The organism is Pseudomonas oleovorans subsp. oleovorans, from assembly GCF_002197815.1.
In the GTDB taxonomy this organism is placed as follows: Bacteria; Pseudomonadota; Gammaproteobacteria; order Pseudomonadales; family Pseudomonadaceae; genus Aquipseudomonas; species Aquipseudomonas oleovorans.
This window is the reverse complement of the sequence record NZ_NIUB01000001.1, coordinates 21,036-42,802: the sequence shown is the minus strand read 5'-3', so window position 1 is coordinate 42,802 and position 21,767 is coordinate 21,036. Positions and strand designations below refer to the sequence as shown.

Sequence of the window (21,767 nt, the reverse complement as noted above, 5' to 3'; positions counted from 1 at the left end):
GAGCACGGTCGATCTGAGTCGGCTCTCACAATAACCGCACACGCAGCGTTCTGCCCTTGATTTTGCCTTCGCTCAGGCGTTTCAGGGCCTGGCGCGCCACATCGCGTTGCACGGCAACCAGGGCCTGGTAATCGAACAGGGCGATCTTGCCGACCTGATCGCCCGGGATGCCGGCATCGCCGGTCAGGGCGCCGAGGATGTCGCCGGGGCGTAGCTTGTCCTTGCGTCCGGCGCCGATGCACAGGGTGTGCATCGGCGGCAGCAGCGGCTCACCCGTCGCCTTGGCTGCAGGCAGCGGGTACCAGGCCAGTTCCTTGCCTTGCAGGGTTTCGATGGCCTGGGCACGACCGGCTTCGGCCGGGGCCACCAGGCTCAGTGCTAGGCCTTTCTCGCCAGCGCGACCACTACGGCCGATGCGGTGGATATGCACCTCGGCATCACGCGACAGCTCGACGTTGATCACCATTTCCAGCCCGGCGATATCCAGGCCGCGCGCTGCGACGTCGGTGGCCACCAGCACGCTGAGGCTGCGATTGGCGAACAGCGCGAGAATTTGATCGCGATCACGCTGTTCCAGATCGCCATGCAGCGCGGCGGCGGAAATCTTCTCGGCTTCCAGTTGCGCGGCCAGTTCGTCGCATTGTTGGCGCGTGGCGCAGAAGGCCACCGTCGGTTGCTTGCGGAAATGCCGCAGCAGGGTGCTGACCGCCTCCATACGTTGGCTCGGCGCTATTTCGTAGAAGCGCTGCTCGATCTGCCCGTCGTCGTGCTGCGCCTCCACTTCGACCCGCTCCGGGCTACGCAAGAAACGTGCGGCAAGCTGCTCGATGGCGGGCGGATAGGTGGCGGAGAACAGCAGAGTCTGACGGCGTGCCGGGGTCTGCTCGATGATGTCGGCGATGCTGTCGATAAAACCCATGTCGAGCATGCGGTCGGCTTCGTCGAGTACCAGGGTATTGAGCCCATCGACTTTCAGCGTACCTTTGCGCAGGTGCTCCTGCACCCGTCCCGGCGTGCCGACGATCACGTGCGCACCATGCTCGAGCGAGCCGATCTGCGGGCCGAAGGGCACGCCGCCGCACAGGGTAAGCACCTTGATGTTGTCGGCAGCACGGGCCAGGCGGCGGAGTTCCTTGGCCACCTGATCGGCCAGTTCGCGCGTCGGGCACAGCACCATGGCCTGGCAGCCGAAGTAGCGCGGGTTGAGCGGGTGCAGCAGGCCGATGCCGAAGGCAGCGGTCTTGCCGCTGCCGGTCTTGGCCTGGGCGATCAGATCGCGGCCCTTGAGCATCAGCGGCAGGCTGGCGGCTTGGATCGGCGTCATCTCGGCATAGCCGATGGCGGCGAGATTGGCCTGCATGGCGGCGGAAAGGGGCAGGCTGGCGAAAGCAGTAGCGGTCACGGCAAGACTCGGGGGTGAAGAAACAGGCCGGCAGTGTAGCAGGCCCGCTCATTCGTCCGCTGAAACCTCGATATTGCGCCCGCTACGGCCATCTTTCGTGTCCAGTTGCAGGAAGATCGCCGCTGCCAGCATCGACAGCAGGCCAACGCACAGATAGGTCGCCTGGAACGCCTCCAGCACATGCCCGCTGTCGCCCAGTTCACGGCTGAAGCCGCTGAGCAGCGCCGCCGCCGAGGCCACGCCAAGGCCCATCGCCAACTGCACCACCACCGACAGCAGGCTGTTGCCGCTGCTGGCTTCGCGGTCATCCAGATCGATCAGCGTTACCGTGTTCATCGCGGTGAACTGCAGCGAGTTGCAGGCGCCGATCAGGCTGAGCTGGATGATCAGTTGCAGCGTCGAGGTGTCGCCGTCGACCAGGGCCAGGCTGGCGATCAGGGCGCCGAGCAGCAGGGTATTGCCGGTCAGGATATTGCGGTAGCCAAGGCGTTCGATCAGCGGCCTGGCCAGCGGTTTGGCCGCCATGGCGGCCAGTGCCAGAGGGATCAGGCTCATGCCGGCCTGGGCGGGCGAATAGCCCATCGCCAGTTGCAGCAGTAGCGGCGTGAGAAAGGGCAGTGCGCCGCTGCCAAGGCGAGCGAACAGGTTGCCGATGATGCCCACGGCGAAGCTGCGGGTGTGGAACGGCGACGGGGCGAACAAGGGCTGCTCGATGCGCCCGGCGCGCAGCCAGTAGGCGGCCAGGCAGGCCATGCCGCCGAGCAACAGCAGCACCACGCGCATGGTCGGCAGGTGCAGTTCGCCGAGCCCCTCCAGGGCTACGGTGATCAGCAGCATGGCGGCGCCGAACAGCAGAAAGCCGACGCTATCGAAGCGGCTGCGCTCAGGGCCGCGCAGATCGGGCATATGGCGCCATACAGCCCAGCAGCCGAGTAGTCCCACCGGCAGGTTGATCAGGAAAATCCAGTGCCAGCTGGCCACCTCCACCAGCCAGCCGCCCAGGCTCGGGCCGATCAGCGGGCCGAGCAAGCCGGGCAGGGTGATGAAGCTCATGATCCGCACCAGTTCCGAACGCGGATAGGCGCGCAGCACCACCAGGCGCCCGACCGGCATCATCAGTGCGCCGCCCAGGCCCTGGATGACCCGTGCGCCGATCAGCATGCTCAGCGACTCCGACAGTGCGCAGAGCAGCGAGCCGAGGCTGAACAGGGCGATGGCGCCGAAGAAGATGCGCCGCGTGCCGAAGCGGTCGGCGATCCAGCCCGACGCCGGGATCAGCAGGGCCACGGTGAGCATGTAGGCGATTACCACCGACTGCATGCGCAGTGGATCTTCGTTCAGATCGCCCGCCATGGCTGGCAGCGCCGTATTGAGGATGGTGCCGTCCAGCGTCTGCATGAAGAAGGCGATGGCCACTATCCATGGCAGCAGGCGGGCGGTGCGTGGGTCGAGTTGGTTGAGCGTGGGTTGCATGAGGCGTCCGGCAGTCAGTGGCGGCTGTCACCGCTCCGCCATTATTGCGCAAGTGCTCCCGTTCGACGGCACTGGCGCGAATAAATTCGCTCCGGCCTGCAAGCGGTATTCAGCCGGCTCGGTATGGCTCGGGGCTCCGACGATAGGCGCGGATTGATCCGCGACGGGGCGCGCAGCCCTTCGAACTCAGGCTACCGAGACTTCTCGCTGCGGTTGCCCGCGTACCGGGCGCTCGCCGGCGACGAAGTAGGGCGCGGTGCTGCGCGGCAATGGCTGGCGCCCGCGAATCCGATCCGCGATCTTCTCGGCGATCATGATGGTGGTGGCGTTGAGGTTGCCGGTGATGATCTCCGGCATGATCGACGCATCCACTACGCGCAAGCCCTGCAAGCCGTGCACGCGGCCCTGACCATCGACCACCGCCATGTCGTCCTCACCCATCTTGCACGAGCAGGAGGGGTGGAAAGCCGTTTCCGCATGCTCGCGAATGAAGGCATCCAGCTCGGCGTCGCTCTGTACATGCGCGCCAGGGCTGATTTCACGCCCACGGTAAGGGTCGAGTGCCGGCTGCGCCATGATCTCGCGGGTGATGCGGATGGCGTCGCGAAATTCCTGCCAGTCCTGCTCATGGCTCATGTAGTTGAACAGGATGCTCGGGTGCTGGCGCGGGTCCTTGGATTTGAGCTGGATGCGCCCGCGGCTAGGCGAGCGCATCGAGCCGACGTGGGCCTGGAAACCATGCTCGTTCACGGCGTTGCTGCCGTTGTAGTTGATCGCCACCGGGAGGAAATGGAACTGGATGTTGGGCCAGGCGAACTCCGGGCGCGTGCGGATGAAACCGCCGGCCTCGAACTGGTTGCTGGCGCCGATGCCGTTGCCGGCGAACAGCCATTGCGCGCCGATGCCCGGCTGATTGAGCAGCTTGAGCGCCGGGTACAGCGACACCGGCTGGGTGCAGGCGTACTGCAGGTACATCTCCAGGTGATCCTGCAGGTTCTGGCCGACGCCAGGCAGTTCATGCACCAGCGCGATGTCCAGCTCGCGCAGTAGCGCGGCAGGGCCGACGCCGGAGCGCTGGAGGATCTGCGGTGAGGCGATGGCGCCGGCGCACAGCAGTACCTCGCGACGGGCGCGGGCTTCAGTGGCGTTGTTAGAGTTGCCGATCAGGTAGCTCACGCCGCTGGCGCGCTTGCCGTCGAACAGGATGCGGTCGGTGGTGGCGTGGGTGACGATGGTCAGGTTGGGACGCGCCCTTGCCTGGTCCAGATAGCCGCGCGCGGTGCTGGCGCGGCGGCCTTGCGGGGTCACGGTGCGGTCCATCGGGCCGAAGCCTTCCTGCTGATAGCCGTTGAGGTCATCGGTACGCGGGTAACCTGCCTGTACGCCGGCGTCGACCATGGCGTGGAATAGCGGGTTGTTGCCGGCCTTGGGCGTGGTCACGCTGACCGGGCCGTCACCGCCGTGGTAATCGTTGGGGCCGATGTCGCGGCTTTCCGCCTTGCGGAAGTACGGCAGGCAGTCGAGATAGGTCCAGTCTTCCAGACCGGGCCGCTTGGCCCAGTGGTCGAAGTCCAGGGCGTTGCCGCGGATGTAGCACATGCCGTTGATCAGCGATGAGCCGCCCAGGCCCTTGCCGCGTCCGCATTCCATGCGGCGGTTGTTCATATGCGGCTCTGGGTCGGTCTCGTAGGCCCAGTTGTAGCGCCGGCCCTGCAGCGGGAAGGCCAGGGCGGCGGGCATTTGGGTACGAAAGTCGAAGCGGTAGTCGGGGCCGCCGGCTTCCAGCAGCAGTACGCTGACGTCTGCGTCTTCGGTCAGCCGGGTGGCCAGGACGTTACCGGCCGAACCGGCGCCGATGATGATGTAGTCGAATTCCTGGGTCATGGCTACTCCTGTTGCCCGGCTGCGATCCGGGAAAACGCGGTGACTGGTCCCGGATTGCATCCGGCTACGGGGCGGCGACTTTTTTGTAGGAGCGGATTTATCCGCGATGCTTTTCGCGGCTGAAGCGGTGCGCCGCCCGGCCGCTCCGACAACACTGGATTCAGAACACCGAGACGTAATCGCCCATTTCCAGCTGCACCGACTTGATGCGGGTGTAGTGGCCGAGGGTGACCAGGCCGTTCTCGCGGCCGACACCGGACTGCTTGTAGCCGCCCACCGGCATCTCGGCTGGCGACTCGCCCCAGGTGTTGATCCAGCAGATACCGGCTTCCAGCTTGTGGATCACCCGGTGCGCGCGGTTCAGATCACGGGTCACCACGCCGGCAGCCAGGCCGTAGTCGGTGTCGTTGGCGCGGCGGATCACTTCCTCTTCGCTGTCGTAGATGAGGATGCTCATCACCGGGCCGAAGATTTCCTCGCGCACGATGGTCATGGCATCCGTGCAATCGGTGAACACGGTGGGGGCGACGTAGGCGCCCTTGGCATAGTCGCCATCACTGACGCGTGTGCCGCCGATCAGCAGGCGTGCACCCTCGCTGCGGCCCTTCTCGATGTAGCTGAGCACGCTTTCCATGTGCGCGTAGCTCACCAGCGGGCCGAAATTGGTGGCATCGCTGAGCGGATCGCCGAGGCGGATGCGCTTGACGCGCTCCAGCACCTTGGCCTCGAAGCGCGCCTGCAGCATGCGTGGCACGAACACGCGGGTGCCGTTGGTGCACACCTGGCCGGAGCTGTAGAAGTTGGCCATCACCGCGATGTCGGCGGCGCGGTCCAGGTCGGCGTCCTCGAAGACGATCAGCGGCGACTTGCCGCCCAGTTCCATGGTCACTTCCTTGAGGCTGGAGCTGGAGGCGCTGGCCATGACCTTCTTACCGGTGATGGTGCCGCCGGTGAAGGACACCTTCTCGATACCCGGATGCTCGGTCAGCCACTGGCCGACTTCGCGACCGCTGCCGGTGAGCACGTTGAATACGCCTGCTGGCAGGCCGGCCTCGGTGTAGATCTCGGCCAGTTTCAGTGCGGTGAGCGAGGTCACTTCGCTGGGTTTGAAGATCATCGCGTTGCCGGCGGCCAGGGCCGGGGCGGATTTCCACAGGGCGATCTGGATCGGGTAGTTCCAGGCGCCGATGCCGGCAACCACGCCCAGCGGTTCGCGACGGGTATAGACGAAGGAGGTCTCGCGCAGCGGGATCTGCTCGCCTTCGATGGCCGGGATCAGGCCTGCGTAGTACTCCAGCACGTCGGCGCCGGTAACGATGTCGACGTAGCGGGTTTCCGACAGTGGCTTGCCGGTGTCGAGGGTTTCCAGCTCGGCCAGCTCGTCGTTGCGCTCACGCAGGATGTCCACCGCCTTGCGCAGGATGCGCGAGCGCTGCATGGCGGTCATCGCCGCCCACACCTTTTGCCCCTCGGCGGCGCTGGCCACCGCGCGGTCCACGTCTGCCTGGCTGGCGCATTGCACCTTGGCCAGCACCTCGCCGGTGGCCGGGTTGATGCTGTCGAAGGTTTCTCCACTGCTGGCGGCGACGTACTGGCCACTGATGTAGAGCTGCTGTTCGGCGAAACGGGGCATGGGCTGTCCTCTGCACTTGGCAATCTGCTTGGAGAACAGCCTATTTTATTTAAATTGAACGATCAATCAATAAAAACGACAAGGCGCAGCCAAACGCGACATGGCGGGCGCCACTTGTCCTTGGCGCCGCTTTGGCTGTGTGCAATTTCCGTTCGGGACGTTTGGGGATGCGGGGGAGGCTGGTGCGCACGGCCAAGGTGGCCCCGCGACACCCTACGAGGCGTTGCCCGAAGCCCGTAGATTGGCCAGGGTGGGCTGTAGGGTGGGCTTCAGCCCACCAAACTCAAAAATGGACGGCCGCCCCCGATGCGCCTTCGCGACAGGCTAGCGAGCTTTGTTCAACTGCAGGTCTAGGTAGTCATAGGCGATGCGGCGCGCCTGCTCGGTGTCGAAGGCTTCGCCGGAAAGCGCGCCGCGCAGCCACAGGCCGTCGATCAGCGAAGCCAGGCCGCGGGCGGCGAAGCGCGCCTGATCCTGCGGCAGCGCGCGATGAAACTGGCCACACAGGTTGGAATAGAGACGGTGGTCGTTGACCCGCTGCAGGCGGCGCAGGGCCGGCTGGTGCATGCTGCTGGCCCAGAATGCCAGCCAGGTCTTCATCGCCGGGCCGTTGACCTGGCTGTCGTCGAAGTTGCCGTCGATCATCGCGCGCAGGTGGGCGCGTGGGCTGTCGTCGCTCAGCGCCTGGCGTCGTTCGGCCACGGCATCGCGCAGTGCCTGCATCAGGTGGCGCATGGTGGCTTCGAGCAGGCCGTTCTTGTCGTTGAAGTAGTGGCTGATGATGCCATTGGAGACCCCGGCCAGGCGGGCGATATAGGCGATGCTGGCATCGGCCATACCAACCTGGTCGACGGCTTCCAGGGTGGCGGCAATCAACTGCGAACGACGAATGGGCTGCATGCCGACCTTGGGCATGGGGCTCTCCATGAGGGACAGGAGGGCGCAGTCTAGGCGGATTTTGATTGATCGATCAATTACAGGGCGAGGCAAGCAGAAACGACAAAGCGGGCCGAAGCCTAATAGCAGTCAGTTAAGGCTGTACGCGTTTGGCTCCCCGCTCCCGTTTACGGGGGGAGGGGCTGGGGGAGAGGGCCGAAATACCGCGAAACGGCCATTTACCCCTCTCCCTAACCCTCTCCCCAGAGGGGCGAGGGGACGACTGATCGTAGCCAGTCGGGCGCTTAACTGATCGGCATTAGGCCGCAGCCCGCTTTGTGCTGTTACGCGGCGAAGCTTATTTCAACCACTCGGCGACGCGCTCCGGGTTGGCGGCGATCCAGTCCTTGGCGGCCTGGTCCGGCTTGGCGCCTTCGCGAATGGCCAGCATCACCGAACCGACTTCTTCGCCGCTCCAGGAAATCTTGCTGAGGAAGGCGGCAGCGTCGGCGGCTTTTTCTTTCAGTGCCGGGTTGGCCACGGTGTCGACACGCTCGTCGTCGCCGAAGACTTTCTTCGGATCTTCGAGGAAGCGCAGTTTCCACTTGGCGAACATCCAGTGCGGAATCCAGCCGGTGACTACGATCGGCTTCTGCGCCTTCTCGGCGCGGGTCAGGGCGGTGGCCATGGCCGGGCCCGAGCTCGGCATCAGCTTGATGCTGGTCAGGTTGTATGCCTTGATGGCGTCTTCGGTGCGGCGCATCACGCCGGCACCGGCGTCGATGCCGGTGATCTTGCCGTCGAAGTCCTTGGCGTATTTCTCCAGATCCTCGATGGTCTTGGCTTCGACGTAGTCCGGCACGATCAGGCCGATCTTGGCGCCGGAGTAGTTGGTACCGAGGATTTCCACCTTGTCCTTGAGCTTCTCGAAGTACTCGCCATGAGTGGCCGGCAGCCAGGCGGAGAGGGTGGCATCGAGGTCGCCACGGGCCACGCCCTGCCACATGATGGCGGGTTCGACCGGCTTCAGTTCGACCGTGTAGCCGAGTTTGCTTTGCAGGATCTCACCGGCGACGTGGGTGACGGCGACGCTGTCGTCCCAGCCGTTGACGTAGCCGATCTTCAAGGTGGGCTTGTCGGCGGCCAGGGCGCTGCCCATGCCGATGGCCAGGGCGGCAGCGCCGAGGCAGAGGTGCTTGATTACGCGCATGTTTGTTGTGCTCCATCAGTGAGTGGCAGTTGCAAGATCGTTGACTGGCTCGTTCTCATTGCGGGCCTTGCGAATCCGTGTTGCGCAGCAGATTGCCGGTTCGCGGGCAAAGCCTCCCCGTCACGGCCAGAAAGCAGCCGCTAGTGGTTTACGAGGAGGTTTCCGGGCTCGAACCCTGAGGTTCGAGCCCGAATCGGGTCGCGGCCTGTTACAGCCCCACGTGTTTCTTCACGGCGGCAACGCCGTCCTGACCGTCAAAGGTGGTCACGCCGCTCAGCCACTGATCGAGGATCGCTGGGTTGGCCTTGATCCACTCCTTGGCGACGTTCTGCGGGTTTTCCTTTTCCAGGACCTTTTCCATCAGTTGGCTTTCGATATCGACGGTGAACTGCAGGTTGTTCAGCAGCTTGCCGACGTTCTCGCAGCGCGCCTCGTAATCCGGCGGCACAACGGTGTAAACCTTGGCAGCGCCGTAATCGGGGCCGAACACGTCGTCACCGCCGGACAGGTAGGTGATGTCGTGCTGGGTATTCATCGGGTGCGGCGCCCAGCCGAGGAAGACCACCGGCTCTTTCTTCTTGATGGCGCGCGATACCTGCACCAGCATGCCGGCTTCGCTGGACTCGACCATGCGGAAGTCGCCGAGGTCGAACTGGTTGTTCTTGATCATGCCGTCGATCAGCAGATTGCCGTCGTTACCCGGCTCGATGCCATAGATCTTGCCGCCCAGCTGATCCTTAAACTTGGCGATGTCCTGGAAGCTCTTCAGGCCGGCTTCGGCCGCGTAGGTCGGCACGGCCAGGGTGTACTTGGCACCCTCGAGGTTGGCCTTGGGCAGTACCTTGACGCCATCGTCCTTGAGGAATGGCTCGATCACCGAGTCCATCGACGGTGCCCAATAGCCGAGGAACACATCGACCTGGCCGCTCTTCACGCCGGTGAAGGCGATGGGTACCGAGGCCATGATCTTGCGTGGCTGATAGCCCAGACCTTCGACCAGGGTCATGGCCACACCCGTGGTGGCGGCGATGTCGGCCCAGCCAATCTCGGCAAAACGCACCTGCTTGCAGCTCGCCGGCTCCGCGGCCATGGCGCCCTGCATCAGTGCGCAGGACAGCAGGCCGATGGCGGCAGTGGTTTTGATCATTTTCATCTGCGGTTCCCTGTGAAGTGAAAAAATGTTTACTGGCGCTGCAGCTTGCCGCTGAACCAGGCAAAGATGCCGCCGCGGGCGGTCTGCTTGGTGCCGAAGCTTTCAGTGATGCGGTCGAGAATGATCGCCAGCAGCACCACGGCCATGCCGCTTTCGAAGCCTAGCCCGATGTCCAGGCGCTGGATACTCGCCAGTACATCGTTACCCAGGCCACCGGCGCCGACCATTGAGGCGATGATCACCATCGACAGGGCCATCATGATGGTCTGGTTGACCCCGGCCATGATCGACGGCATGGCGTTGGGCAGTTGTACCTTGAACAGCAGCTGGCGGCTGGTGCAGCCGAAGGACTGGCCGGCCTCGACGATTTCCTTGTTCACTTGGCGAATGCCCAGGCTGGTCAAGCGCACCGCCGGCGGCATGGCGAAGATCACCGTGGCGATGATCCCGGGCACCCGGCCGAGGCCGAAGAGCATGGCCGCCGGAATCAGGTAGACGAACGCCGGCATGGTCTGCATGAAGTCGAGGATCGGCCGGATGATGGTCGCCACGCGCTCGCTCTTGGCGGCCCAGATGCCCAGCGGGATACCCAGCAGCAGGCTGATCAACGTCGAGGAGAAGGTCAGGCCGAGGGTGACCACGGTCTGTTCCCAGAACCCGGTCATGACGATCAGGATGAAAGCCACGGCGGTGAACACCGCGAAGCGTGCGCCGATGCGCCATAGGCCGAGGGCGACAAAGATGGCGATCAGCAGCCAGGCCGGTGGCAGCATGAGCAAGGCTTCGATGCCTTCGGAGAATCCGCTGACCAGTTTGCCGATGCTGTCGAATGCACCGCTGTAGTTGTCCAGCAGGTGCTGGACGACGTCGTTGACCCAGCTACCCAGGTCGAGTTTCTTGTCACTCATTGGATTCCCCCTGTAGTCGGGTCAGCAGACGGCCCTTGCTGATGGCGCCGCAGTAATGGCCGTCGGCGTCCACCACAGGGATCGGACCTTCGTTGTCCACCAGGCGGGTGATCACATCTTCCAGCGGCATGTCCTCGGGTACCGGCACCACCTGCTTGAGCGCATCCGCTTCGAGTGGTTGGGGTTCGTCGCCATCGACCATCAGGGCGATCTTCTCCAGGCTGATGGAACCCTGGAAGTTGTTCTGCTCGTCGACGATGAAGGCGTAGTGCTTGTCCCGCGCCTGCAGATCCTTGCAGATCATTGCTGCATCCGGCGCCTTGCCGTTGTAGACGTAGGTCGGCACGCTGTCGGCCTTGAGCTGGCCGGCGGTGAGGTAACGGCTGGTGTCGACGGTGTCGAAGAAGTTGCGCACGTACTCGTTGGCTGGCTTTTCGATCAGTTCCTGCGGGGTGCCGACCTGGATCAGCTTGCCGCCTTCCATGATGCCGATGCGGGTACCGATGCGCATGGCCTCTTCGATATCGTGGGAGACGAAGATGATGGTGCGGCGATGGGTCTTCTGCAGCTCCAGCAATACGTCCTGCATTTCGCGGCGCTTGAGCGGGTCGAGGGCGGAGAAGGCCTCGTCCATGATGATCATCGACGGGTTGACCGTCAGCGCACGGGCCAGGCCGACGCGTTGCTGCATGCCGCCGGAGAGTTCGTGCGGGTACTTGTGGGCGAAGGTGTCCAGGCCGACCTGCTTGAGCACTTCCATGGCGCGCTTCTCGCGCTCCTTGCGGCCGGTGCCGGCCACTTCCAGGCCGAAGGCGGCGTTATCCAGCACGCTGCGCGAAGGCATCAGGGCGAAGGACTGGAAGACCATGCTCATGTCGCGCCGGCGCAGGTCGATCAGTTGCGATTGCGGCAGCTTGGCCACGTTCTGGCCATCGATGTAGACGTCACCGGCGCTGGGTTCGACCAGGCGGTTGATCAGGCGGATCAGGGTGGATTTGCCGGAGCCGGACAGTCCCATGAGCACGAAGATTTCGCCCTCTTCGACACTGAACGACACATCGCTGACGCCGATCACGGCGCCTTTCTCGGCCAGAATCCTCTCCTTGCTCCAGCCTTCCTTGAGCAGGTCGATGGCTTCTTGTGGGTTGGGGCCGAAAACCTTGTACAGGTGTTCGACCACGATCTTTCCAGACTGCATGGGACGTTTCCCCTTCAATCGGCATCCAGTTCGCGTTGGCACGGCTGGGTACGCATCGTAGAAGCGTAGATCAGCTGTGTCAGGCCTCTGATACCTGTGTGGGTGTTTGCTGAGTTTCGAGGTTGGCGAACGTTTCGCGGCGGGCGTCTAGTGTGGCACTCAGGCACGCTGCAGCGCACGCGGCTGGTGGCAAAAATTGCCCGCTGCGTCGTTGCAATCTGTTGATGAGTGACCACTGTCTTGCCCTGCTGCAAACCGCTTTCCAAACCCTCTGGCAGTGTTTCGAAGCCCATTCCCTTGGGGATTCATGCGTCGTCCTGGCGCATGCGTACATCCGAAATTTCTTGTTGGGCTGGCGCCCTATCGATGGGGCCCAGCGCTTGTATGTTCTTCGGTCCGGGGCGGTGAGCCCCAGTCTGCCGTTCCCCTCGGGAAGCGGCAGCGACGTTATCGGTTGACTCAACGATATAGTCTTGGGGTCTGCGCAATTATCGGTTTGCGACCCTGACGTATTGGGCGACGACATGGTCCGTCACACCCCGTGTTTTTCAATGTTCTCGCCGTTTTCCGGGCTCCTGAAAGCACTGTGTGATGCCGTTTCGAATAGCGCTCGATATGAGTATCGAGAAGCGCTTTCGATAGCGTGCTTTAAAAACCTTAACAGACTTTTTCGTCCCTTGGCCAAGGCTGAAAGCCGCGCCGGTGCTGGTTTTCAGTCTTTCAAGCGAGGCGCAGGCGGCGTAGCGCGGGGGCTGTGGCGATGTTGAAAAAAATTTACAGACAGAGGTGGAGGCGTGCCGAAAAGCGCTGAAAAATCCAAAGGCGGCGCAATGTGACCGGTCGGTCATGGCTGGCCAGGCTTGCGAGCCTGGCCGTGATTCTCGACACGACAAGGGAAAACCCTTTCGAGCCATGTGGCGGTCTCTGCTTTCTGCCATTTTTATTGATTTTTCTCGGCTATTTCGTCGAATTTATCAGGCATTTTTTGCTTGCGATACGTCGAAAACCTTGCTGATGGGACCGCCTTGATAGCGAGTCACACCTTCCAGCCAGGACGCAACCATCTGCGGGTTGTCTTCGATCCACTGCTTGGCCACGCGGCGGCGATTGGTATTGCCTTCCAGCACGGCGCTCATCAAATGGTTTTCTGCGCTGATGGTGAAGGTCATATTGCGGAAAAGCCGAGCCAGGTTGGGACACTGCTCGCTCAACCCGCCGCGCGCCACTGTGTCGACCTGTGCCGCACCGTAATCGGGGCCGAAATGATCGTCACCACCGGCATGTCGAGAAAAGACCCCGATACGGACGGTTCACCGCAGCGTGATTGGATATGCATGAGTTGGTTGGAGAGCATGGCGCGCTGGCGAAAGTTGGATCATCGCGAACCTGTTGCGGATTCGTCAGGAGTTTCTTCCCCATGTGCTCCTGGCGGCTGGCACACCAGCGAGCGGTGACCTTTGCTGGTGCAGCGATTCTGGCAAAGCCGCCGCTTCGCGAGCTTTTGGTGCGACGCTTGCGGACATCGATTTCCTCAGGTGTGACCGAGTGATCGCTGTTGTTACCGTTCGTCCGTTACTGACAGCCAGAGACGCCGTAGCAGGCCGCTCAGTCTGTGCTACCGAAATGCTCAAAGCCTTGCGCAAAGAAGCTTTGAGAGCGTTTCGCAAACCCTGAAAACAGGGGCAAGGAGTCTGTCTGGCACGCCATGCATTGACGGTTCAGTTTTTATTGAACGCTTGATCAATTTAGGCATGACCTTTGCCTAGAGATGCATAGCCGCCCGGTTTTCAAACCTGGCCAGGATAAAACAGAGGCCCACTTCTAATTGGGCTCACACCGTGCTTAGCGTGAGAGGGTTCCATCAATGTCGCAGTTCAGCCAAGGGGCGCAACCCCAGAATCGTGCCGCCCAGTCCATCGGCTTCCTGCTCCTGGACAACTTCACCCTGATTTCCCTGGCTTCGGCGGTAGAGCCCCTGCGCATGGCCAACCAGCTTTCCGGCAAGGAGCTGTTTCGCTGGCATACCCTGACTCATGATGGCCTGCCGGTCTGCGCCAGCGATGGCTTGCAGATCACCCCGGACGCCGCCATGCAAAGTGCTCCGGCGTTGGATGCGGTGATCGTCTGTGGTGGCGTGGATATTCAACACAGCGTCAAGCGTGAACATGTCAGCTGGCTGCAGTTGCAGGCGCGCCAGGGCCGCCTGCTCGGTGCGGTGTGCACCGGCAGTTGGGCGCTGGCCAAGGCCGGGCTGCTCGACGGCTACGATTGCAGCGTGCATTGGGAGTGCCTGGCCTCGATGCAGGAAGCCTTCCCGCGTGCGGCCATCACCACTCGCCTGTTTTCCATCGACCGCAATCGCCACACTTCCTCTGGCGGCACCGCGCCGATGGACATGATGCTGCACCTGATCGGCCAGCAGCATGGCCGCGAACTGGCGGCCGGTATTTCCGAAATGTTCATCTACGAACGTATCCGTAACGAGCAGGATCACCAGCGTGTGCCGCTCAAGCACATGCTTGGCAGCAACCAGCCCAAGCTGCAGGAAATCGTCGCGCTGATGGAGGCCAACCTTGAGGAGCCGATCGACCTCGACGAACTGGCCTGCTTCGTCGACATCTCCCGTCGTCAACTCGAGCGCCTGTTCCAGAAGTACCTGCACTGCTCGCCGTCGCGCTACTACCTCAAGCTGCGCCTGATCCGCGCACGCCAGCTGCTCAAGCAGACCAGCATGTCGATCATCGAGGTGGCCTCGGTCTGCGGTTTCGTCTCCACCCCGCATTTCTCCAAGTGCTACCGCGAGTACTTCGGCATTCCGCCGCGCGACGAGCGTGCTGGTCAGCAGGGCAACAACCTGGTGATGTTGCTGCCGATCCCCGAGCATCAGGTCAATTCCAGCGCGGTGCTGGCGCTCAACCGTGCCCAGGGCGAGTCGACCTTCGCCAGCGTACGCATCTGAATCGAGCGGCAATGAAAACGGGGCGCCAGTGGCGCCCCGTGTGTTTTGAGTAGGGTCGTTTTTGGTGGGCTAAAGCCCACCCTACGTCTGAAGCGGATCGCCGCCCGGCTCGCCCTAGGCGGTGCGTTGTAGTCAGGGTGTAGGGTGGGCTTTAGCCCACCAATTTATGCACGAACCACTCTGGCATGGCGTTGAGGCCCGAGTTGGTGAGGTCGGCCTTTAGGGTGCTGCAACGTCCTGCAGAGTAGACCGAAGACGTGTATATCAAGCCGGCTTCGGCACCAGCGCCGGCAGCAGATGGCGGCTGATGGCTTCGCGCACATTCGGTAGCAGGGTGGCGCTGCCGCCGAGCAGTTCCTCCACCAGATGACGCAAGGCTACGGCGCGTTCGGCGCTGAGGCCGCTGACGGCCAGTTCGCAGGCCTGCTCGGGCGTGACGCCGGGCGGAATGCTCAGGCCTAGCGCGATCAGGCGTTCACGGAAGTCTTCCTGGTCGATCAGATCGGCATGCATCATGGTCGTGGCTCCTTGTGGCGAGGCAGGCGCTGCGCAGTTGGTCTTCAACCCTCGGTCAGCGCAGAACCCCTTCTTCGATCAATAGTTTGAAGATAGCCTCTGCACCTTCCTGTGGCGAGACATCCTTGAGCACCTGGCCGCCGCCACCACTGGCTTTGGCCGTCGCGGCCTTCATCCGTTCCGCGCCGGTCTTGGCCTTGATCACCTTCAGGCGTTTCGGCCGCGGCTTGGCCGGCTGCAGACTGGCTTGTGCCAGCAGCGGATCGTCTATCACGGTGACTTCGTGGACGTCGATCTGACCACGGCGAGCCGGGCCGAAGGCGCTCTGGCGTGCGTTCGGAGCGGCGTTGTCGACGCTGGCGACGCACGGCAAGCGTACTCTGAGGCGGCGCCGCTGTCCGCGCGGCAGCGCCTGCAGTACTTGGGCGACGCCGTTTTCGACCTTCTCCACTTCGGCGAGGCCGACCACAATGGGCCAACCCAGGCGTTCGGCCAGCAGGAACGGCAGCATGCCGGAGCCTTCGCCAGTTTCCGCCTGGCTGCCGGTGAGTACCAACTGCGTGCGACTGCCTTGCAGGTAGTCCACCAGCAGCGGCAGGGCATCGGCGCCTTCCGGTTGTTCCAGCACGTCGAGTTGTTCCAGACCCATGCCCAGGTAGCCACGCAGGGCTTCGGCCTGCGGGTCGCCGGCGTGCAGCAGTTGCAGGTTCTGGCCAGCCAGGCGCAGGCCCAGCTCCACCGCGCGGGCGTCCTGCTCGGCGCGGCGCGGGCGACCCGAGGTCGGGTGGGCACCGACCGAGACCAGGGCGACGATATTCAGATCAGTCATGGTGGCAACCTCGAACCGTGGTAGCGGCTTTAGCCGCGATCTGGCCAAGCACGCAATCTGTCGCGGCTGAAGCCCCTCCCACGAGGGAGCATTCGTGAAAGTTAGGCCGCATCACGTTTTCCTTCCTGGCGCCAGGCGGCGACGCGCTCGATCAGCGCTTGCAGGATCGCCGCCGAGTCGCCGATCACCGAGAGGTCGGCGCGTTTGATCATGTCGCAGCCAGGATCCATGTTCACCGCCACCACCTTGTCGCAGGCGCCGATGCCCTGCAGGTGCTGGATGGCGCCGGAAATACCGACGGCCAGGTAGACGCGAGCGGTGACCCAGGTACCGGTGGCGCCAACCTGGCGGTTACGCGGCATGAAACCGTCGTCCACCGCCACGCGCGAGGCGCCTTCGGTGGCGCCGAGGGCGACGGCGGCCTGGTGGAACAATTCCCAGTTTTTCACGCCATTGCCGCCGGAAAGAATGAATTCGGCCTCGGCCATGGGAATCTGCGCCGGGTCCACGGCCACCGGCCCCAGGTCCTCGATGCGCGGCAGGCTGTGGGCGACCTTTTCGGCCAGTTCCAGCGAGCGGGCTTCATGACGGGTTTCGCTGACCGGCTCGGCGCATTCGGCCGTGGCCAGAATCAGGCGTGGCAGCGCGCGTTGGATATCCTGCTGGCCACTGCCGGCACGGCCGATGGCCTGTTCGCCGGCAACCTGCCAGACGCGCGTTGCAGGACGCTCGCCGAGCTTGGCGGCCAGGCGACGGCCCAGTTCGCCGCCACCGGTGCGGCTGTCTGGCAGCAGCCAGTGGCGTGGAGCCAGTTGGCTCTCCACGGCGCTCAGCGCCAGTACGCGGGCTTCCGGGGCATAGCCATCGAAGGTGTCACCACCGATGCGCAGCAAGCGGTCGACGCCGGCCGTGTCGAAGGCGCTTTCCTTGTCCTCGCCGAACACCACGGCAACCACGGCGCCACTGTCGCCGGCCAGCTTGCGAGCCAGGCCGAGCAGGTCCTTGTCATGGCTGGAGAGACGTCCGCCAACCATGTCCGGCACCACGCAGATGTGGAAGGCTGGTTGCTCGACGACGTGCAGTGGCAATTGCACCTCGACGCTGGCGCTGCTGCGTTTGCCGGCAGTGCCTTGCTGGGCACCGCTGCGGTCGATGCGCTTGAGCCCGGCCGGGCCGACGAAGCCGGCGGCGATGGCATGCGGGTTCTTGCGGATGATGCCGTTGGGCCCCATCCAGCTGGTTTCGGACTTCTGCATCGACGCATGCAACGGGTGCAGGCGGTTGCGGGCGATCCACTCGGCGCGTGGGTCGCGGCGGATGATGTCGCTCATGCTGCGATCTCCTGGTCAGGCACGGACGGTTCCCTCGCCCCCTTGGGGGAGAGGGTTAGGGAGAGGGGGAAGCAGGCGACGTTGTGGTGGCCGGACATGCCATCTCCCCCGGCCCCTCTCCCGCAAGCGGGAGAGGGGAGGCAAGCGGTTAGCGGCTTCATCACTGCACCTCCGCCAGTTCACGCTTGGCGAGTGGCTTTTTTGCCGCCACCTCGGTGGCTTCGATCAGCACTTCGGCGACCAGCTCGGCGATGTCCTTGATCTCCGGGCGCGGTGCGACCACGCCTTCGAGCATCGCGGTGCATTGCGGGCAACCGACGGCCACCAACTCGGTGCCGGTTGACTGGATGTCGACCATGCGCATGTCGGGGATGCGTTGCTTGCCGGGGATGTCGGTGATCGGGGCGCCGCCACCGCCGCCGCAGCAGCGCGAGCGGAAGCCCGAACGTTCCATCTCCTTGACCTCGATGCCGATGGCCTTGAGCACGGCGCGGGGCGCTTCGTACTCGCCGTTGTAGCGGCCGAGGTAGCAGGGGTCGTGGTAGGTGACGCGGGCGGCCTTGCTCTGGCCGAGATTCAGCGAGCCCTTGCGCACCAGCTCTTCGATGAAGGTGCTGTGGTGCAGCACCTGATAGTTGCCGCCGAGTGCGCCGTACTCGTTCTTCAGCACGTGGAAGCTGTGCGGGTCGCAGCTGACGATGCGCTTGAAACCGTACTTGGCCAGGGTGGCGATATTGCGCTTGGCCAGGTTCTGGAAGGTCGCCTCGTCGCCCAGGCGGCGGGCCACGTCGCCACTGTCGCGCTCTTCCAGGCCGAGTACGGCGAAGTCGACGTCGGCAGCCTTGAGGATCTTTACGAAGGCCCTCAGCGTTCTCTGATTGCGCATGTCGAAGGCGCCATCACCGACCCAGAACAGCACGTCGGTCTCTTTCTTGTCCGCCAGCAACGGCAGGCTCAGGTCGGCGGCCCAGTTCAGGCGTCCGCCGGGGTTGAAGCCGCCAGGGTTGTCGGTGGCGATCAGGTTGTCCAGCACCTCGGCGCCCTTGTTTGGGGTCGCCCCCTTCTCGAGGGTCAGGTGGCGGCGCATATCGACGATGGCGTCGACGTGCTCGATCATCATCGGGCATTCCTCGACGCAGGCGCGGCAGGTGGTGCACGACCACAAGGTGTCGGCATCGACCAGCGCCTTGCCTTCGAGAGCAACGATTGGCAGGTGTGGGCCGCCGCTGTGTTCGCCCAGCGGTTTGCCAGGGTAGGGAGAACCAGCGAACTTGGCGTCGTTGCCGCCGGCCAGACCAATGACCATGTCCTGGATCAGCTTCTTCGGGTTCAGCGGCTGGCCGGCGGCGAAGGCCGGGCACATGGCCTCGCACTTGCCGCACTGCACGCAGGCGTCGAAGCCGAGCAGCTGGTTCCAGGTGAAGTCGGTGGGCTTTTCCACGCCCAGCGGCGCTTTCGGGTTGTCGAGGTCGAGGGCTTTCAGGCCGGTGGAGCGACCGCCACCGAAGCGCTCGGCACGGCGGTGCCAGGCCAGGTGCAGGGCGCCAGCGAAGGCGTGCTTCATCGGCCCGCCCCAGGTCATGCCGAAGAACAGCTCGGACACACCCCAAGCCACGCCAACGGCGAGGATCGCCGCCAGCACCCAGCCGCCGAAGTCGGCGGGCAGGATGCCGGCCACCGGCAGCGTGGCGATGAAGAAGCTCGCTGCGAACATCAGCAGGCTTTTCGGCAGGCGCATCCACGGGCCTTTCGACAGGCGCGAGGGCGGATTCAGGCGGCGCTTGGCGACGAACAGGGCGCCGACGAACATCAGCAGCGTGGCCGCCAGCAGGGCGAAGCCAAGGATACGGTTGTGCAGGGCGAAACCGTGCACGACGATGGCCAGCACTGCCGCCAGCACGAAGCCACCGGCGGTGGCCACGTGGGTCTTGGACATGTACTTGTCGCGCTCGACCACATGGTGCAGATCCACCAGGTAGCGACGCGGCATCTTCAGCAGGCCGCCGATCCAGTCGACCTTGGCTGGTCGGCCACGACGCCACATGAAGAAGCGCTTGGCCGCCCCGATGACCGCGAGGGCCAGGGCGGCGAAGAGCAGGAGGGGGAGGATGGTGTTCAACATTTCGTGGTCTCCTTCGCGGAACCGGAAAACAACACGGTTCAGTCCCCTCGCCCCTGCGGGGAGAGGGTTAGGGAGAGGGGGAGCAGGGACCGAAAGTCACCGCCCAACGGACCCTCTCCCCCCGCCCTCTCCCGCAAGCGGGAGAGGGGGCCGTTCGCGTCGTGGCTAAAAATCCTTGCACAACCGCAAGGCGTCATAGATCGCCGCGTGGGTGTTGCGCTGGGCCACGCAGTCGCCGATGCGGAACAGCAGGTAACCATCGCCCGGCTCGCTCAGACACGGCTGCGGCTTGATCGCGAACAGTGCGTCGACGTCGATCTGACCTTTGTTGCGCGAGCCTTCCTTGAGGGCGTAGTACAGCGATTCGTCCGGACGCACGCCGTTCTCCACCACCACCTGGTCGACCACGCGCTCTTCCTTGGCACCGGTGTATTCGTTCTCCAGCACGGCGACCAGCTTGTCGCCTTCGCGGTAGACCTTCTCCAGCATCAGGTCGCCGGTCATGATCACTTCTTTCGGATACAGGCTGCGGTAGTAGGTCGGGAAGCTGGTGCCGCCGATGGCCACGCCCGGCTTGATGTCGTCGGTGACGATCTCCACCTGCGAGCCTTTGTCCGCCAGGTAGTCGGCGACCGACATGCCGGTGAACTCGCAGATGGTGTCGTACACCAGTACGTTCTTGCCGGGTTCGACCTTGCCCGAGAGCACGTCCCAGCTGCTCACCACCAGGCCTTCGTCGGCGCCCCAGTGCTCGTTTTGTTCGAGGAACGGATGGCCGCCGTTGGCCAGTACGATGACGTCTGGGCGCAGGTCGAGGAGGGTCGCCTCGTCGGCCGCGGTGCCCAGGCGCAGGTCGATGCCCAGGCGTGCCAGTTCCAGCTGGTACCAGCGGGTGATGCCGGCGATCTGGTCGCGTTGCGGAGCGCGGGCGGCGATGGTGATCTGCCCGCCGAGGCTGTCCTGCTTCTCGAACAGGGTCACGTCGTGGCCACGCTCGGCCGCGACACGTGCCGCCTCCATGCCGGCCGGGCCACCGCCGACGACCACCACCTTGCGTTTCACACCGGTGGTTTTCTCGATGATGTGTGGTACGCCCATGTATTCACGGCTGGTGGCGGCGTTCTGGATGCACAGCACGTCCAGCCCCTGATACTGGCGGTCGATGCAGTAGTTGGCGCCGACGCACTGCTTGATCTGGTCGATCTGGCCCATCTTGATCTTGGCGATCAGGTGCGGGTCGGCCATGTGCGCGCGGGTCATACCGACCATGTCGACGTAGCCGCCTTCGAGGATGCGCGTGGCCTGGTTCGGGTCCTTGATGTTCTGTGCGTGCAGCACCGGCACCTTGACCACTTCCTTGATGCCGGCCGCCAGGTGCAGGAAGGGCTCCGGCGGGAAACTCATGTTGGGGATGACGTTGGCCAGGGTGTTGTGTGTGTCGCAGCCCGAGCCGACGACGCCGATGAAGTCGAGCATGCCGGTGGCGTCGTAGTAGGCGGCGATCTGCTTCATGTCTTCATGGGACAGGCCGTCCGGGTGGAATTCGTCGCCGCAGATGCGCATGCCGACGCAGAAGTCGTCACCGACCTCGGCGCGCACGGCCTTGAGCACTTCCAGGCCGAACTTCATGCGGCCCTCGAAAGTGCCGCCCCACTCGTCGGTACGCTTGTTCACGCGCGGCGACCAGAACTGGTCGATCATGTGCTGATGCACGGCGGACAGCTCGACGCCATCCAGGCCGCCTTCCTTGGCCCGGCGTGCAGCCTGCGCGTAGTTGCCGATGACGCGCCAGATTTCCTCGACCTCGATGGTCTTGCAGGTGGCGCGGTGTACCGGCTCACGGATGCCGGACGGCGACATCAGGGTCGGCCAGTGGTAGCCGTCCCAACGCGAGCGGCGGCCCATGTGGGTAATCTGGATCATGATCTTGGCGCCATGCTTGTGCATGGCGTCAGCGAGATTCTGGAAGTGCGGGATGATGCGGTCGGTGGACAGGTTCACCGAACTCCACCACTGCTGCGGGCTGTCGATGGCCACCACCGACGAACCACCGCAGATCGCCAGACCGATGCCGCCCTTGGCCTTCTCCTCGTAGTACTTCACGTAGCGCTCGGTGGTCATGCCGCCGTCGGTGGCGTAGACCTCGGCGTGCGCAGTGGAGAGCACGCGGTTGCGGATGGTCAGCTTGCCGATCTGGATCGGCTGGAACATTGCTTCGAAGGCCATTACGGCATCCTCACGGTAAGCGCTCTAGCGTTGTGGGTGGCGCTGGC

Annotated in this window: 16 protein-coding genes; 1 reads left to right on the top strand and 15 read right to left on the bottom strand. The window is 64.0% G+C overall.

Going from position 1 to position 21,767, the window contains the following annotated elements; genetic code table 11:
* Positions 1-25: 25 nt before the first annotated feature.
* From dbpA to PSOLE_RS00165, 10 genes are all read right to left on the bottom strand, one after another.
* Complete coding sequence (dbpA, locus tag PSOLE_RS00210) at positions 26-1,402, bottom strand: ATP-dependent RNA helicase DbpA (protein WP_074855220.1); 1,377 nt, start codon at positions 1,400-1,402, stop codon at positions 26-28.
* Between the two features lie 48 nt (positions 1,403-1,450).
* Complete coding sequence (mdtD, locus tag PSOLE_RS00205; protein WP_074855221.1) at positions 1,451-2,875, bottom strand: multidrug transporter subunit MdtD; 1,425 nt, start codon at positions 2,873-2,875, stop codon at positions 1,451-1,453.
* A 186-nt stretch (positions 2,876-3,061) separates the two neighbouring features.
* Positions 3,062-4,759: a choline dehydrogenase gene (gene betA, locus PSOLE_RS00200; RefSeq protein ID WP_074855222.1), complete on the bottom strand. Its 1,698-nt coding sequence runs from the start codon at positions 4,757-4,759 to the stop codon at positions 3,062-3,064.
* Positions 4,760-4,919: 160 nt separating this feature from the next.
* Positions 4,920-6,392, bottom strand: a complete 1,473-nt coding sequence (gene betB / locus PSOLE_RS00195) for a betaine-aldehyde dehydrogenase (RefSeq protein ID WP_074855223.1) — start codon at positions 6,390-6,392, stop codon at positions 4,920-4,922.
* Between the two features lie 324 nt (positions 6,393-6,716).
* Complete coding sequence (betI, locus tag PSOLE_RS00190) at positions 6,717-7,307, bottom strand: transcriptional regulator BetI (protein WP_074855224.1); 591 nt, start codon at positions 7,305-7,307, stop codon at positions 6,717-6,719.
* Between the two features lie 319 nt (positions 7,308-7,626).
* Positions 7,627-8,478, bottom strand: coding sequence for a glycine betaine ABC transporter substrate-binding protein (locus PSOLE_RS00185; protein ID WP_074855225.1), 852 nt, complete (start codon positions 8,476-8,478; stop codon positions 7,627-7,629).
* 208 nt (positions 8,479-8,686) lie between these two features.
* Positions 8,687-9,631, bottom strand: a complete 945-nt coding sequence (locus PSOLE_RS00180; RefSeq protein WP_074855226.1) for a choline ABC transporter substrate-binding protein — start codon at positions 9,629-9,631, stop codon at positions 8,687-8,689.
* Positions 9,632-9,660: 29 nt separating this feature from the next.
* Positions 9,661-10,539 carry an ABC transporter permease gene (locus PSOLE_RS00175; RefSeq protein WP_003458908.1) on the bottom strand — a complete coding sequence of 293 codons (879 nt, stop codon included), beginning with the start codon at positions 10,537-10,539 and terminating at the stop codon, positions 9,661-9,663.
* The gene (locus PSOLE_RS00170; protein ID WP_074855227.1) at positions 10,532-11,737 is read right to left on the bottom strand and encodes a quaternary amine ABC transporter ATP-binding protein; all 1,206 of its coding nucleotides are present in this window, start codon (positions 11,735-11,737) and stop codon (positions 10,532-10,534) included. The genes PSOLE_RS00175 and PSOLE_RS00170 overlap by 8 nt, the downstream gene beginning before the upstream one ends.
* Before the next feature lie 974 nt (positions 11,738-12,711).
* Positions 12,712-13,038 (bottom strand): glycine betaine ABC transporter substrate-binding protein, encoded by a 327-nt coding sequence (locus tag PSOLE_RS00165; RefSeq protein ID WP_255311597.1) that lies wholly within the window; start codon positions 13,036-13,038, stop codon positions 12,712-12,714.
* A gap of 563 nt (positions 13,039-13,601) precedes the next feature.
* Here PSOLE_RS00165 and gbdR point away from each other — a divergent pair.
* Positions 13,602-14,696 carry a choline metabolism transcriptional regulator GbdR gene (gbdR, locus tag PSOLE_RS00160; protein ID WP_003458915.1) on the top strand — a complete coding sequence of 365 codons (1,095 nt, stop codon included), beginning with the start codon at positions 13,602-13,604 and terminating at the stop codon, positions 14,694-14,696.
* 264 nt (positions 14,697-14,960) lie between these two features.
* On the opposite strand, the gene PSOLE_RS00155 is transcribed toward gbdR, so the two are convergent.
* From PSOLE_RS00155 to dgcA, 5 genes are all read right to left on the bottom strand, one after another.
* A complete protein-coding gene (locus tag PSOLE_RS00155; RefSeq protein WP_003458918.1) occupies positions 14,961-15,212 on the bottom strand; it encodes a hypothetical protein in 252 nt (83 codons plus the stop codon).
* 55 nt (positions 15,213-15,267) lie between these two features.
* On the bottom strand, positions 15,268-16,041 hold the full coding sequence (gene etfB / locus PSOLE_RS00150) for an electron transfer flavoprotein subunit beta (protein WP_003458919.1): 774 nt from the start codon (positions 16,039-16,041) through the stop codon (positions 15,268-15,270).
* 101 nt (positions 16,042-16,142) lie between these two features.
* Positions 16,143-17,372: an electron transfer flavoprotein subunit alpha gene (gene etfA, locus PSOLE_RS00145; RefSeq protein ID WP_074855228.1), complete on the bottom strand. Its 1,230-nt coding sequence runs from the start codon at positions 17,370-17,372 to the stop codon at positions 16,143-16,145.
* A 160-nt stretch (positions 17,373-17,532) separates the two neighbouring features.
* A complete protein-coding gene (dgcB, locus tag PSOLE_RS00140) occupies positions 17,533-19,494 on the bottom strand; it encodes a dimethylglycine demethylation protein DgcB (protein WP_074855229.1) in 1,962 nt (653 codons plus the stop codon).
* Between the two features lie 165 nt (positions 19,495-19,659).
* Positions 19,660-21,720 (bottom strand): dimethylglycine demethylation protein DgcA, encoded by a 2,061-nt coding sequence (gene dgcA / locus PSOLE_RS00135; protein ID WP_074855230.1) that lies wholly within the window; start codon positions 21,718-21,720, stop codon positions 19,660-19,662.
* Between the last annotated feature and the right edge of the window lie 47 nt (positions 21,721-21,767).

Coding starts and splice junctions, on each gene's coding strand:
- mdtD (WP_074855221.1), bottom strand. CDS start 2,875: ATGCAACCCACGCTCAACCAACTCGACCCACGCACCGCCCGCCTGCTG.
- betA (WP_074855222.1), bottom strand. CDS start 4,759: ATGACCCAGGAATTCGACTACATCATCATCGGCGCCGGTTCGGCCGGT.
- betB (WP_074855223.1), bottom strand. CDS start 6,392: ATGCCCCGTTTCGCCGAACAGCAGCTCTACATCAGTGGCCAGTACGTC.
- betI (WP_074855224.1), bottom strand. CDS start 7,307: ATGCCCAAGGTCGGCATGCAGCCCATTCGTCGTTCGCAGTTGATTGCC.
- PSOLE_RS00185 (WP_074855225.1), bottom strand. CDS start 8,478: ATGCGCGTAATCAAGCACCTCTGCCTCGGCGCTGCCGCCCTGGCCATC.
- PSOLE_RS00180 (WP_074855226.1), bottom strand. CDS start 9,631: ATGAAAATGATCAAAACCACTGCCGCCATCGGCCTGCTGTCCTGCGCA.
- PSOLE_RS00175 (WP_003458908.1), bottom strand. CDS start 10,539: ATGAGTGACAAGAAACTCGACCTGGGTAGCTGGGTCAACGACGTCGTC.
- PSOLE_RS00170 (WP_074855227.1), bottom strand. CDS start 11,737: ATGCAGTCTGGAAAGATCGTGGTCGAACACCTGTACAAGGTTTTCGGC.
- gbdR (WP_003458915.1), top strand. CDS start 13,602: ATGTCGCAGTTCAGCCAAGGGGCGCAACCCCAGAATCGTGCCGCCCAG.
- PSOLE_RS00155 (WP_003458918.1), bottom strand. CDS start 15,212: ATGATGCATGCCGATCTGATCGACCAGGAAGACTTCCGTGAACGCCTG.
- etfB (WP_003458919.1), bottom strand. CDS start 16,041: ATGACTGATCTGAATATCGTCGCCCTGGTCTCGGTCGGTGCCCACCCG.
- etfA (WP_074855228.1), bottom strand. CDS start 17,372: ATGAGCGACATCATCCGCCGCGACCCACGCGCCGAGTGGATCGCCCGC.
- dgcB (WP_074855229.1), bottom strand. CDS start 19,494: ATGTTGAACACCATCCTCCCCCTCCTGCTCTTCGCCGCCCTGGCCCTC.
- dgcA (WP_074855230.1), bottom strand. CDS start 21,720: ATGGCCTTCGAAGCAATGTTCCAGCCGATCCAGATCGGCAAGCTGACC.